The 13,345-nt window shown below is 57.1% G+C and carries 14 protein-coding genes; 8 read left to right on the forward strand and 6 right to left on the reverse strand.

Annotated elements, in window-relative coordinates; translation table 11 throughout:
- Positions 1 to 144 precede the first annotated feature (144 nt).
- From leuE to ACLPGZ_RS16460, 7 genes are all read left to right on the forward strand, one after another.
- Positions 145 to 780, forward strand: a complete 636-nt coding sequence (gene leuE / locus ACLPGZ_RS16430) for a leucine efflux protein LeuE (RefSeq protein ID WP_026485490.1) — start codon at positions 145 to 147, stop codon at positions 778 to 780.
- A 63-nt stretch (positions 781 to 843) separates the two neighbouring features.
- Positions 844 to 1,830: a diaminopimelate dehydrogenase gene (locus ACLPGZ_RS16435; RefSeq protein WP_009454851.1), complete on the forward strand. Its 987-nt coding sequence runs from the start codon at positions 844 to 846 to the stop codon at positions 1,828 to 1,830.
- A gap of 134 nt (positions 1,831 to 1,964) precedes the next feature.
- Positions 1,965 to 2,156: a YqaE/Pmp3 family membrane protein gene (locus tag ACLPGZ_RS16440; RefSeq protein WP_009454854.1), complete on the forward strand. Its 192-nt coding sequence runs from the start codon at positions 1,965 to 1,967 to the stop codon at positions 2,154 to 2,156.
- Between the two features lie 86 nt (positions 2,157 to 2,242).
- Positions 2,243 to 3,829 (forward strand): ABC transporter ATP-binding protein, encoded by a 1,587-nt coding sequence (locus tag ACLPGZ_RS16445; RefSeq protein WP_080748106.1) that lies wholly within the window; start codon positions 2,243 to 2,245, stop codon positions 3,827 to 3,829.
- Entirely contained in the window at positions 3,816 to 4,877 is a 1,062-nt protein-coding gene (locus ACLPGZ_RS16450) for an ABC transporter permease (protein ID WP_026485492.1), read from the forward strand. Before ACLPGZ_RS16445 ends, ACLPGZ_RS16450 begins: the two co-directional genes overlap by 14 nt.
- Positions 4,877 to 5,794: an ABC transporter permease gene (locus ACLPGZ_RS16455; protein ID WP_009454860.1), complete on the forward strand. Its 918-nt coding sequence runs from the start codon at positions 4,877 to 4,879 to the stop codon at positions 5,792 to 5,794. Before ACLPGZ_RS16450 ends, ACLPGZ_RS16455 begins: the two co-directional genes overlap by 1 nt.
- A gap of 24 nt (positions 5,795 to 5,818) precedes the next feature.
- The gene (locus ACLPGZ_RS16460; protein ID WP_009454862.1) at positions 5,819 to 6,898 is read left to right on the forward strand and encodes a BMP family ABC transporter substrate-binding protein; all 1,080 of its coding nucleotides are present in this window, start codon (positions 5,819 to 5,821) and stop codon (positions 6,896 to 6,898) included.
- Between the two features lie 229 nt (positions 6,899 to 7,127).
- On the opposite strand, the gene ACLPGZ_RS16465 is transcribed toward ACLPGZ_RS16460, so the two are convergent.
- Both ACLPGZ_RS16465 and ACLPGZ_RS16470 read right to left on the reverse strand, forming a co-directional pair.
- Positions 7,128 to 8,534 (reverse strand): MATE family efflux transporter, encoded by a 1,407-nt coding sequence (locus tag ACLPGZ_RS16465; RefSeq protein WP_239054593.1) that lies wholly within the window; start codon positions 8,532 to 8,534, stop codon positions 7,128 to 7,130.
- Between the two features lie 3 nt (positions 8,535 to 8,537).
- Positions 8,538 to 8,975 (reverse strand): PaaI family thioesterase, encoded by a 438-nt coding sequence (locus ACLPGZ_RS16470; protein WP_035273402.1) that lies wholly within the window; start codon positions 8,973 to 8,975, stop codon positions 8,538 to 8,540.
- A 145-nt stretch (positions 8,976 to 9,120) separates the two neighbouring features.
- Here ACLPGZ_RS16470 and ACLPGZ_RS16475 point away from each other — a divergent pair, with 145 nt between their 5' ends.
- A complete protein-coding gene (locus ACLPGZ_RS16475; protein WP_009454874.1) occupies positions 9,121 to 9,612 on the forward strand; it encodes a copper chaperone PCu(A)C in 492 nt (163 codons plus the stop codon).
- A 66-nt stretch (positions 9,613 to 9,678) separates the two neighbouring features.
- On the opposite strand, the gene ACLPGZ_RS16480 is transcribed toward ACLPGZ_RS16475, so the two are convergent.
- The 4 genes from ACLPGZ_RS16480 to tolB form a co-directional block, all read right to left on the reverse strand.
- Complete coding sequence (locus tag ACLPGZ_RS16480) at positions 9,679 to 10,485, reverse strand: alpha/beta fold hydrolase (RefSeq protein WP_009454876.1); 807 nt, start codon at positions 10,483 to 10,485, stop codon at positions 9,679 to 9,681.
- 90 nt (positions 10,486 to 10,575) lie between these two features.
- Positions 10,576 to 11,265 (reverse strand): tol-pal system protein YbgF, encoded by a 690-nt coding sequence (gene ybgF / locus ACLPGZ_RS16485; protein WP_022983212.1) that lies wholly within the window; start codon positions 11,263 to 11,265, stop codon positions 10,576 to 10,578.
- A 216-nt stretch (positions 11,266 to 11,481) separates the two neighbouring features.
- Positions 11,482 to 11,985 (reverse strand): peptidoglycan-associated lipoprotein Pal, encoded by a 504-nt coding sequence (pal, locus tag ACLPGZ_RS16490; RefSeq protein WP_009454878.1) that lies wholly within the window; start codon positions 11,983 to 11,985, stop codon positions 11,482 to 11,484.
- Between the two features lie 34 nt (positions 11,986 to 12,019).
- The gene (gene tolB, locus ACLPGZ_RS16495) at positions 12,020 to 13,330 is read right to left on the reverse strand and encodes a Tol-Pal system beta propeller repeat protein TolB (protein ID WP_009454880.1); all 1,311 of its coding nucleotides are present in this window, start codon (positions 13,328 to 13,330) and stop codon (positions 12,020 to 12,022) included.
- Positions 13,331 to 13,345: the final 15 nt, after the last annotated feature.

Below are 13,345 nucleotides of genomic sequence, written 5' to 3' on the forward strand. Positions count from 1 at the left end.
CATCAGGTCTGGTAATGCGTAGCCGAGTCAGTCCGGCAGCGTAGACCTTACAAATTGACCTGATCGCCCCTGGCATTCCACCCGTGCCAGGGGCATTTTTTTAGCGCTAAAATTGCGGATTCTGCTGCGTTTAGCGAGGCCGGCGTGTTCGAACAAATCGGTATTGTCAATTTCTGGGCCTTTGTGGTGGGTACGGTGTTTATCGTGCTTTTGCCCGGACCCAATTCTTTATACGTCCTGGCCAGTGGCGCCGGACATGGCGTGCGCGAAGGCTATAAAGCAGCCTTGGGCGTGGTCGTGGGCGACGGCATTTTGATGACGCTGACGGCCCTGGGCGCTGCCTCGCTGCTCAAGACGCTGCCCATGTTGTATATGGGCATACGCTGGCTGGGGGCTGCCTATTTGCTGTATCTGGGTGTGCGGCTGTTACAGTCGGCCTTCAGGCAAGGTGGCCCGGTTCAGTCTGTGGACACGCGTTTGCGTCACGAAACCCGCTTTCGCAAGGCCTTGCTCCTGAGTTTGTTGAACCCCAAGGCCATCTTGTTCTTCCTGTCCTTCTTCGTGCAATTTGTGGACCCGTCCAAAGGTCACACGGGCCTGGCCTTTATGTTGCTGGGCCTGGTGGTGGAGCTGATCAGCATTTGTTATTTGTCTTTGCTGATTTTTGGCGGAGATCGCCTGGCAGGAATTTTCCGACGCCATCAGCGTCTGTCCCGGATGGGCAATGGCTCGGTGGGGCTGCTGTTCATGGGCTTTGCCGCCCGTATGATCAGCGACTAAGCCAGTTGCTTCAGAGCGCAGCAGTTCTGACAGCACTTATTTATCAGTTTTAAGGAAAACACCATGAGTAGCAAAATCCGTGTCGGTATTGCAGGTTACGGCAATTTAGGGCGAGGCGTAGAGCTGGCCCTGGCACAAAACCCGGACATGGAGCTGGTCAGCGTTTTTACTCGTCGTGACCCTGCTTCCCTGCGTCTGCAAAGTGCAGGCGTGCCCGTGCGCGCCCTGGACCAGATCGAACAGTATCGCAATGATATTGACGTGCTGATTCTCTGTGGTGGCTCTAAAAATGACCTGCCCGAACAAGGCCCGGCCTTGGCCCGCTGGTTCACAACTGTAGACAGCTTTGATACCCACGCCCGTATCCCTGAGTACTACGAAGCCGTGGATGCCGCCGCCAAAGGCGCAGGCACGACCGCCTTGATCGCGGTGGGTTGGGATCCAGGCCTGTTCTCGCTGAATCGCTTGTATGGCGAGTGTGTCTTGCCTGTTGGCCAGACGTACACCTTCTGGGGCAAGGGCTTGAGTCAAGGTCACTCCGATGCCATCCGCCGTGTGGCCGGTGTAGCCGGTGGTGTGCAATACACCTTGCCTATCGAAGCAGCGGTACAGCGTGTGCGCAACGGGGAGCAGCCCGAGCTGAGCACACGTGAAAAACACAAGCGTCAGTGCTTTGTGGTCCTGGAAGAGGGCGCCAGCGCCGACGCCGTACGTGAAGCCATTGTGACCATGCCCGATTACTTCGCGGACTACGACACGGAAGTCAACTTCATTGACGCTGAAACCCTGGCACGCGATCACGCGGCCATGCCACACGGTGGTTTTGTGATTCGTAGCGGTCAGTCCGGCGCGGGTTCGCAACAAGTGGTTGAATACGCCTTGAACCTGGGCAGCAACCCGGAATTTACCTCCAGTGTGCTGGTTGCCTATGCGCGTGCGGCTTACCGCATGAACCAGCAAGGTCAAATCGGTGCCCAGTCCGTGTTGGACGTGGCTCCTGGCCTGTTGTCGCCTAAATCGCCTGCGCAACTGCGTAAAGAACTGCTGTAAATCCTGGTTTCAGGCTGCGGCCCGGCTCAGCTTGCCTGAGTCGGGCCGCAGGTCTTGCTGGTTTGCGCACAAATGATTCAGTCGGTCAATAAAGGGTAAAATAGCGCCCATTCCTCACTAAATTGAGTGTTCTCATGCGCTTATTGATCGCACTGCTCCTGCCCTGGTTGGTCTTTTTCACGATCGGTCGGCCTGTAGCGGGTATTATTTGCCTGATTTTGCAGTTGACCGTCATTGGATGGATACCGGCCGCTATTTGGGCGGTATATTCTCTTAGCCAATACAAAACTGACAAGAAAATCGAGCAAGCCCTGGGCAAGCGTTAAGCCCTAGGTTTTCCTTCCTTTTTGCACGTCTGAGCAGGCCATGATGCGCTTGCTCGGGCGTTTTATACTTTTTTGCTGATACAGCCATGACCCTATCGTCTCCCGTGGGCCATTCTTCTGAGTCCGGTGAGCAAACGGTATCCGTAGACCCCAAGGCTGTGCCACGCCTGGAACTTCGCAATATCACCAAGGCCTATCCGGCGGTGGTAGCCAACGACAATATTTCCCTCTCTATTCTGCCGGGGCAGATTCATGCCGTGCTGGGGGAGAATGGCGCGGGTAAATCCACCTTGATGAAGATCATCTACGGTGTGGTCAAACCCGATCAGGGCCAGATTCTGTGGGACGGCCAGCCCGTCCAGATCAGCAGTCCGGCGGCGGCCCGACAGTTGGGCATCGGTATGGTGTTCCAGCATTTTTCTTTGTTTGACACCCTGACTGTCACGGAAAACATTGCATTGGGTCTGCCTGCTTCGACCAATATGCAGGAGCTGGCTGGTCGAATTAGTGAAACGGCCAGTCAATATGGTCTGGATCTGGACCCGCAACGTCACATTCATACCTTGTCCGTAGGCGAATGCCAGCGGGTTGAAATTGTGCGTGCCTTGCTGGGCAAGCCCAAGCTGCTGATTCTGGATGAGCCAACCTCGGTATTGACCCCACAGGCAGTACGCCGCTTGTTTGGCACTTTGCGTCAACTGGCTGCTGAGGGTTGCAGCATTGTCTATATCAGCCACAAGCTCGATGAAATCCGCGAGCTGTGCAATGCCTGTACGGTCATGCGTATGGGCAAGGTCACCGGCTATTGCGACCCTCGTGAAGAAACCACGGCCAGCCTGTCGCGCCTGATGATTGGTGCCGAGCCTCAGTCTCTGGGTGAGCGCAGCATGCAACAAGGCGGGACGCTCTTGCAGGTGCGTAATCTGCAGTTAAGCAAATCCCATCCTTTTGCCTGTGAATTGCAGGATGTCAGTTTTGATCTGCACCAGGGCGAAATTCTGGGAGTAGCCGGTATTTCCGGTAATGGTCAGCAGGAGTTACTGGCGGCCTTGTCAGGTGAAGATACCCGCGCACGGGCAGACATGATTTTGCTGGATGGTCAGGCCATTGCCCAACGCGATGCGGCTTGGCGACGAGATCAGGGCATGGGCTTCGTACCTGAAGAACGCTTGGGACGCGGTGCTGTGCCGGAATTGTCTCTGGCTCAGAACCTGCTGCTGTCTCATCAGAACCCGGAAACGGTGAAGCGCGGTTTTCTGCGTTTTCCCAGCATTCGCCGTCTGGCAGGCGGGATTATCAAGCGTTTCCGCGTCAAGACTTCCAACGAGCAGGCCGCAGCCAACAGCCTGTCAGGCGGGAATCTGCAAAAGTACATTATTGGCCGCGAGGTCACCCGTCAGCCTCGTATTCTGGTGATTGCCCAGCCCACCTGGGGGGTGGACGTAGGGGCTGCCGCCCAGATCCACGCCGAGCTGCTGGCCCTGCGCGATGCGGGCTGTGCCTTGCTGGTCATTTCTGAAGAGCTGGATGAATTGTTTGCGATTGCCGATCGCCTGATTGTTATCTCCAAAGGTCGTATGTCTCCCTCTATTCCCGTGGCGCAAGCCAGTGTTGATCAGATTGGGCAATGGATGAGCGGTTTGTGGGAGGAGGGTGAACATGCTCAGGCTTGAGACTCGTGCCACGCCCTCTACCTTGATGGCCTGGTGCTCCCCTTTGCTGGCTGTCTTGCTGACCATGGTGGTCGCCGGAACCTTGTTCTGGTCGCTGGGCAAGAATCCTCTGGCGGGTTTGAACGTATTTTTTCTGGAGCCTTTGCGTGACCTGAATGGTTGGGCCGAGGTGGGCGTCAAACTGGTGCCTTTGCTGCTGATCTCGGTCGGTCTGGCCATCTGTTTCAGAGCCAATATTTTCAACATCGGGGCGGAAGGGCAGTTGGTGATGGGCGCCTTGGCAGCCGGGGCCTTTATTCTGCAAGTGGACGATGGCGATAACGGTGGTTTTTTCCTGATTACCGTGGCTTTGGCCTGCGGCATGCTGGGCGGCATGGCCTGGGCTGCTATCGTGGCTTTCCTGAAAGATCGCTTCAATGCCAACGAGATTCTGGTGTCTTTGATGCTGGTCTATGTGGCCCAGCACTTGCTCAGCTATCTGGTACACGGTGCCTTGCGCGATCCCGATGGCTTTGGTTTTCCGCAGTCCAGCCTGTTCTCGGACGGCTTTTTGTTGCCCGCGGTCTTGCCCGGCACGCGCTTGCATAGCGGTATTGTGCTGGCAGTGATTGCGTCGGTGGCGGCCTGGCTTTTCCTGACACGCAGCATGGCCGGTTTTCGCTTGCGCGTGGGGGGTATGGCCCCATTGGCTGCTCGTTACGCCGGTTTTTCCTCCCGTAAAGCCTTGTGGAGTTCCTTGCTGATTTCGGGGGCATTGGCCGGTCTGGCTGGTGCAGCGGAAGTCATGGGCCCGGTTGGGCAACTGACTCCTTCGATTTCTCCCGGCTATGGTTTTGCGGCCATTATTGTGGCCTTTGTGGGGCGACTGCACCCGCTGGGACTGATTTTTTCCTCTTTTGTGATGTCCTTGCTCTATATCGGTGGGGAATTGGCCCAAAGTCGTTTGGGCTTGCCCAATGCGATTACCGGCATTTTCCAGGGCATCCTCTTGTTTTCCTTGTTGGCTTGTGACGTGCTCATCACCAAGCGTTTGGTCTGGAGAAAGTAATGGACGCGATTGCACCTTTGCTCGCCGCAACCATCAACGCAGGCACCCCTTTGCTCCTGGCAGCCTTGGGTTTGCTGATTAATGAAAAGTCGGGCGTCATCAATCTGGGCTCGGAAGGCATGATGCTGATGGCGGCCATTGTGGGCTTTGCGGTGGCCGTGCAAACCGGCAGCCCTGCTTTGGGCTTTGTGCTGGGCGCGGTGGTTGGCATGGTCATGGCAGCCGCCTTTGCCTGGCTGACCGTCTGGCTGGGCGCGAATCAGGTGGCTTGTGGTTTGGCCCTGTCCTTATTCGGGGTAGGGGCCTCGGCCTATATTGGCTTGCCCTTTACCGGCAACTCCCTGGTCGTGACCAAGCTGTCCATTCCCGTGCTGAAAGATATTCCCCTGATCGGGCCTGCTTTTTTCCAGCAGCATTACATGGTCTATGTGTCCTGGGTGCTGTGTATTGCCGTGGCCTGGTTCCTGACTCGTACCCGCTCCGGTCTGGTGCTGCGCGCGGTGGGTGAATCGCCTGCCTCGGCGCACTCGCTGGGCTACAACGTGCGCTACATTCGCCTGGGTGCCTTGATGTTTGGTGGTGCCTGCTGCGGTCTGGCCGGTGCCTTCATCTGTCTGGTTTACACGCCCATGTGGGTCGAGAATATGGTGGCCGGGCGCGGCTGGATTGCGTTGGCGCTGACAACGTTTGCAACCTGGCGTCCCTGGCGCGTCATGCTGGGCGCTTACTTGTTTGGTGGGGTCACGATCCTGACCTATCATGCGCAGGCTCTGGGTGTTCCGGTAGCCTCGCAATTGCTGGCCATGATGCCGTATCTGGCCACGATTATTGTGCTGGTTTTAATTTCCCGAAACGCTAACTGGATCAGGTTGAATATGCCTGCATCGCTTGGCAAAAACTTCAATCCCAACAACTAGAGGACTGACATGACTGGAAACTTTATGCGCAAGGCTCTTTTGGCCGCTGCCATCGCTTCCCCCCTGGCCGCCTTGCCTGTGTCCGCTCAGGCAAACGATCAAGAACCCCTGAAAATCGGTTTTGTGTATGTCAGCCCTATCGGTGAAGCCGGTTGGACCTGGCAGCAAGACATTGGCCGTCGTGAAATGGAAGAGGCCCTGAAAGGCCGCGTGGTCACTCAGTACGTAGAAAACGTGCCTGAAGGTGCAGACGCAGAGCGCGTCATTCGCGATCTGGCCCAGCAAGGCAACAAGCTGATCTTCACCACTTCGTTTGGCTACATGAACCAGACGCAGAAAGTGGCCAAGCAGTTTCCTGACGTGAAGTTCGTGCACTCCACCGGCTACAAGACGGCTCCTAACGTGGCCACCACCAACGCCCGTTTCTACGAGTCCCGTTACCTGGCTGGCGTATTGGCCGGCAAGATGACCAAGTCCAATGTGGTCGGTTACGTGGGTGCTCACCCCATTCCTGAAGTGCTGCAAGGCATCAACGCCTTTGCCATCGGTTTGAAGAGCGTGAACCCCGAAGCCCAAGTGCGCGTGGTTTGGGCCAATAGCTGGTACGACCCAGGTAAAGAGCGTGACGCAGCGGTCACGCTGCTGGGACAGGGCGCGGACGTGGTGACTCACCACACCGACTCCACCGCCACCGTGCAAGCGGCTGAAGAAGCTGGCAAGTACGCGATTGCCTACCACTCCGACATGAGCAAGTTCGGTCCTAAAGCTCAACTGGCTGCCGTGACCCACCACTGGGGTGATTACTTCACTCGCAAAGCCACTGAAGTTCTGGATGGCAAATGGCAGAACGACAGCACCTGGGGCGGCCTGAAGTCCGGTATGGCTGCTTTGGAAGGCTTCGGTCCTGAAGTGCCGGCTGACGTGAAAGAGTTCGTTCTGGCCAAACAGGCCGAGATCGTGGCTGGCACACTGCAACCCTTTGCCGCTCCTATCAAGGACAACGATGGCAAGGTGCGTCTGGAGTCCGGTTTCCTGGATGACGATGCCTTGAACCGCATGGATTACTACGTGGAAGGCGTGGCCAGCAAACTGCCCAAGCAGTAAGCTGCCCCGCAGTCTGTAGATAAACAAAGCCCCGTGTCGGACTCTCCGACACGGGGCTTTGTTATAAGTGGCCCGTGTGGCTTTTCAGGCTGCTGCTGGGATCAAGCCCGAGTTTGTTCGGTGTTTGTTCCGGGGCTGGTTTATCATCCGTTCAGGAAGACAAAGCTGACGCACAGAGCTGCAATACAGAGTCGCCATGCAAAATTGATCTATGGAACCGACCTCAGAACTATGCTGCCTGTGCAGGCCGCTTGCGGCCCAAGCGTGTCGATGCCCGCATCCAGCGCAGCGTCATCAGCACGGCAACTACGGACAAACCTGTCACCAGCCCGATCCAGATTCCCATCCCGCCCATATTGAACTGGAAGGCCAACAAAGAGCCCGTAGGAACGCCCAGCACCCAATACCCTAGCAAGGCCAGCAGCATGGGTATGCGCGTGTCATGCAGGCCGCGTAGCATCCCTGCAGCCACGGCCTGAGCACCATCACTGATCTGAAACAGCGCCGCCAGCGCCAGGAAGGTAATGGCCAACTGAATAACGGCCTGGTTTTCGGCGACATCCAGATCCAGAAACAGGCCAATCAGGGTCAAGGGGGCGAACCAGAATACCAGAGCCGCCAGCCCCATGAAGCCTACCCCCAGAATGTAGGAAATCCAGCCGGCGCGGCGGGCACCCAAAGGATCGACCCGGCCTGCAGCCAGCCCCACACGGATGGTGGCAACCTGACTGAAGCCCAAAGGAATCATGTAGGACACCGAGCAGATCTGCATGGCAATCGCGTGTGCGGCCAGATCAGATTGCCCCAGTACGCCCATCATCATGACGGCGGCGTAAAACACCAAGGTTTCCAGGGTGAAGGTAATCGCAATGGGGATGCCCAGCGCCCACATTTTCCACAGACGCTTCACACTCCACTGCCAGGCATCGTTGAACAGGTAGTAGCGTCGGAAGCGCGGATCGCGCAGTACCACCCAGCTCAAACCTGCGAACATGAAGATGCTGGACAAGGTGGTGGCCAGACCTGCGCCTGCCAGTCCCATAGCGGGCATGCCCAGATTGCCAAAGACCAGGAGCCAGCCCAGCACGGCATTGATACCGATCGCGGTGATGGCCACCGCCAAAGTCCATCCCGGCTTTTCCATGGCGGCCAAGAAGGAGCGCAGCACGATGTAACCCAGATAGGGCAGCAAAGCCCATTGCAGGGTGTGCATATAGGTCACCGAGCGCGCCGCGACAACGGGGTCCTGGCCCATCATCAGCAAGATATGCTCGGCATTCCACAACACAATCCAGGCAGGCAGGGTAATCAGTAAAGCTGTCAGAAAGCCGTGACGGATGATTTGCTGGGATTCGCGTACATTGCGCAGTCGTCGGCCCAGCGTTGTGGCCAACATGGGAACGACAGCGGACACCAGCCCCATGCTGAAAATCATGAAGGCCTGATACAGACTGGCGGACAGTGAACCGGCAGCCAGCTCATCAGTGCCCAGTCGGCCCATGTAAATCAGGTTGGTTGCCAACAGGCTGACTTGAGCCAGGTTGGTCAGAATCAGGGGGCCGCCCAATCGCAGGGAGGATTGCAGCTCCGCCAACCAGAGCTGGCTCGGGCTGGTAGTTTGAGACTTTGCAAACATGGTTTATTTGGCGCGAGGCAGGGACCAGGTGCTGATAACTTGTGCGACTGCCGGACCACCGTTGGCCGGTTCCAGCAGTACATCGCCCGCGCAGGTACGGCCGGTCTTGTGAATCCGGGCATGAGCCAGAATATCGCCGGGAGGGGCCTTGCGCAGGAAATTGATGGTCAGGCTGGAGGTGACAGCATCGGGGTTGCCCGTGGCTCCGACTACAGCGGCATACAAGGCCAGATCAGCCAGCCCCATCAGCATGGGGCCTGCCACCATGCCGCCCATGCGCTGGTGGGCATTGCGCTCGGGCAAGCGCAAACAGGCATTGTCGTGGCCTATGTGGACAACATCAATACCCAAAACGGCGGCAAAGGGATGCAGACGCTCTAGAAGATCACGAAACTGAACAATATCGATTTTAGGCTCGGGTGCAGAGTGTGTGCTGGTCATGACGTCGTCACTGAAAAGAAGGCCGTTGTAAGAAGGGCATACTGGCTGGTACTGTATCAGATCGTCCCGCGTATCGGGGTAGTTCGGCGCCCGGCTGTTCAGGGCTGGACCCATTCCAATCGATCAACAAGAAGCGAGGAGCATCATGAAACGCAGCGCAATTGTGTTTGCCTTGAGTTTGCTGGCATCAACTGGCACCGTGATGGCACAGGGGCATGGAGGCCATGGTCATGGCACGCCCGAACCGGTACGCGCCTTGAGCACGCAGGTCCATGCCAGCCAATGCTGGGTGCGCATGATGCCCGAGCCCACACCTTCCGCCGCCTATCTGGAACTGGAGAACAAGGGTGAGCAGTCCGTAGCCGTGACAGGAGCCAGCTCATTGTCCTTTGGGCATGTGATGTTGCATCAAACTAGCGAGAGCGAGGGGATGGCGCGCATGTCGCATGTCTCCGAGGTGGAGATCCCGGCAGGGGGAGTATTGAGCCTGAAGCCGGGGGCTTTCCACGTGATGCTGGGTCAGGCCAAAGAAGACTTGGCCCTGGGGGAGCGCATCATCTTGAGCATTCATCTGTCGGACGATACTCAGGTCCAGGCCGAGTGCGAGTTGCGACCTGCCAAGACACAGGCTTATTAAACGTAATTAGCGTTTGGATAGAGACCGGGAGCTGGCCGCTGCATGCGGCCAGTTTTGCATTGGGCTTCAGGCTTGCAGCGCGTCCAGCACCGCCTGGTTGAACGCCTTGGGATTGGCCAGATTCATACCGTGGGCAGCCAGCGGGATGCGATGCATCTGGTCTTCGCGTCGGTACTGACGAATGATGTCCATGCAGTGGTGATAGCGTGTGGGGCTGTTTTCGCCTGTGATGAAACTTAAGGGCGCCTTCATCTGCTTGAGCCACTCCAGGTCCGGACCTTGATTGGGCTCTTGCTGCTGATCCAACATGGTGTGGGCGTTGTCCTGAATCATCTCGCGGAACCAGCGTGTCATTTGCTTCCACGTCCCTGAGCCATTGACCGTATCCACAAACAAAGCCATGGCACCATCGCGGTCGCCCTGTTCCAGGCGTTCGGCCACTTGCTGGAACAAGGGAGCATAGGAGTAGGCACCGGGAGTCGGAAAGCCGGGATCCGCCAGGGTCAGGCTGGCCACCTGCTCGGGCATTCTTTGAGCCAGCAGCAGGGCTACATGACCACCGCGAGAGTGCCCCACGATATGCACTTTCTCATCAGGAATATGCTGATCCAGCAGGGCCTGCAGGTCCTGGGCGTGTTGCGCCGTACTGAAGTGGCCGGGGCTGGGTGCTCCGGGCCAGTAGGAGCGCAGGCTGGGAGCCAGAACCCGATACTGGGTAGCAAAGGCGGGGATCTGCCAGCGCCAGTAGCGCCAGTCGCACAGGGAACCGTGGATCAGCAAAACGGGTGCGCCTTGTCCCTGATCCACAAAGGTGTGGCGATAGCCTTGCGCGGTCAGTTCAAGCGTGGAGAAATCGGCAAAAGGGTTTGTCATGGCAAGCAGTAGAGGTCAGGCAAGGATGGGCCACCTGAAAAAAACAGACCGGGTCTGAACCCGGTCCTTGTGGCACTGCGCGCTGGGTGATTATTCCAGCAATTTCAAGCGGCTGCGCGCGGTCTCGGCTGCCTCGGATTGTGGGTAGTCCTTGACGATACGCTGCAAGGTGGTTTTGGCACCGCTCAGATCGTTCAGTTCGATCTGGCTGGAGGCTGTCACCATCAGGGCATCAGCCGCGCGTGGGCTTTGTGGGGAGGCCTTCACAAAAGCCTGGAGTTTCTGAATGGAGGTCTTGAAGCTTTTGACAGCGTACAGGCTGCTGCCTTCGTAAAAGCGCACTTCGTCAGCCAGAACGCTGGAGGGGTAGGCGGCCAGAAAGCCGGCAAAGGCATCGGCGGCGGGCTTGTATTGGCCAGCGCGGTAAGCGTCCATGGCACTATCAAAGACGGCTTGTTCTTGTGGGTCGGCGGCATGAGGGCTTTGCTGGCCGGGAGCCGGGCTATTGGCCTGGCCTTGGCCGCTGGCTTGCCAGCTCAGTTTTTCTACCTGGCCGCGCAGCGACACCACTTCGGAGCGCAGGGTATCAATTTGATCAGCCAATTGCAGGCGAGCCTGGGTGTTTTGCTCGTTCATCTGACGAATTTGCTGCCGCAGCTCCAAAATGGCGCGTCGGGCCTCGTCATCGGCAAAGGCCTTGGCCGGCAGGCTGGCGAACAGGGCGGCCGTAGCGAACAGGGCAACGGTCGCGAGACGAAAAGGCTTTTTATAAGCGTGCATAGTGAAGTCCGTTAAAAAATGTGCATCCGCAATGCGCAGGCTCCTCACCTGCCGGTTTCCCCTCTGTTGGGGGCTGTGATCTGGGGGCTTTGTGCCGGCCTGGCGAGCCCGCTGTCCAGCATAACGAATTTTCAGTGGATCGGGCACAGCGCCGATAAAAAACGCCGCGGCGTTAACAACCGCCACGGCGTCGGAACCACTTGGTCGATGCAGGAATTATCGTTGGTAAACGATGTCTGCGCGACGGTTTTCAGCGTAATCAGCTTCGGTGTTACCCAATGCTTTTGGACGCTCTTTACCAAAGCTCACAGCTTCGATCTGGCTGTTGCTTACGCCCAGCAGACCCAGCATGCGTGCCACGGCGTCGGAACGACGCTGACCCAGAGCCAAGTTGTACTCGGCACCACCGCGCTCGTCGGTATTACCTTCGATACGTACGGTTTGCTGAGGATGGCTGCTCAGGTACGAAGCGTGCATTTCTACCAGGCCACGGTACTGGTCGTTAACCACGTAGCTGTCGTAGTCAAAGAACACCGAGCGTTGTTGTGCCAGTGGGCTTTGAGGGTTGAAGGGGTCCATGATCTGGCCTGCGCTGGCAGAGTCCGATCCTGTACCGCCGGTTGAACCGGAGCCAGATTGATCCAGAGGAACCGAGCTGCAAGCAGCAAGGGCGGCAGCCATAACGGCGAGGGTAAGACTTTTAAGAATGCGCGAGCTCATTTGAATTCCTTTTGAAAAAGAGTCACACAGGATGTCAGTTGGTAAATGGTCCCCAGGTGGGTTCGCGTACTTTGCCATTCAAAGACGAGAGGGTCTGACGAACGCGACCGTCCACGGATGTCACAGCTAGGACACTGCGGCCCCCCTGAACAGAACTATATAAGATCTGCATCCCATTAGGGGCGAAACTCGGAGACTGATCGTCGGGACCTGTCGTCAGCAGTTGCTCAGCTCCTGATGCCATATCTTGAGTGGCAATTCGGAAAGCACCGTTTCTGCGTGTGACGTATACAAGCCTAGTACCGTCTGCAGAGACCTCCGGTGAAATATTGTAACTCCCGTTGAAGGTAATGCGCTGTGCATCGTCACCACCCAGGCTTACTTTGTAAATGTTGGGAGCACCACCACGATCGCTCACAAATACAAGGGAGTTGCCATCGGGCATAAAACTCGGTTCAGTATCGATCAAGGGAGAACGCATCACGCGGCGCAATCCGGAGCCGTCCGTATTTAGCGTGTAAATCTGCGAAATACCGTCTCTGGAGAGCACAACAGCGACCTGATTGCCGTTGGGAGCCCATGCGGGACTACTGTTATTACCCTTGAAATTAGCTAACGGTTCGCGGTGACCGGTGGCCAAAGTTTGCACATATACAACAGGTTTGTCGTTTTCGAAGCTCACATAAGCCAGCTTTTTACCGTCAGGAGACCAGGCTGGGGAGATGATTGAGTGTCGAGAACGCAACATTACTTGCGGATTTTGCCCGTCCGCGTCAGCAATTTGTAACTCGTAGTTGTTGCCTGTTTGCAACACGTAGGCCAGTCGAGTCGAAAAAACACCGCGCACGCCGGTAATTTTTTCATAAATCCGGTCTGCAATCTGGTGGGAAATACGGCGCAGTTCTTTTTCACTGCCCGCAAAAGCCACCCCATCCAGTTGTGTTTGACGGACCGAATCCACCAGGCGATAGCTGATGGAATATTGGCCGCCGGTCTGGGCAACCGAACCATAGGCCAGGTAATCGGCACCGCGATTGCGCCATTCGTCGTAGGCAATCGTGCTTTCTGCATTCAGACCAGCACCAGTGGCATTGATCAATTGGAATTGACCCGAACGGGTCAGGTCGGCACGGATAACTTCAGCTAGCGATTGGCTGGCTGGGTTGTCAGCAAAATCGGCGATCGCGATGGGGTACTGGGTAGCACCCACACCCGATATATCGACCCGCAGTTGGGCCTGGGCCGGTTGGCTGGCGAACATGCCAGCGGCCAGGGCAAACGCTCCAGTGGCCGTGGCGCGCCAATGACGACCTAAGGTCGCCAGGGCTGGGGTAGCGGCGGTCATTATGCAATCTCCTGA

The sequence above is a fragment of the Alcaligenes sp. Me129 genome (genome assembly GCF_050487245.1).
GTDB classification, from domain to species: domain Bacteria; phylum Pseudomonadota; class Gammaproteobacteria; order Burkholderiales; family Burkholderiaceae_B; genus Alcaligenes; species Alcaligenes phenolicus.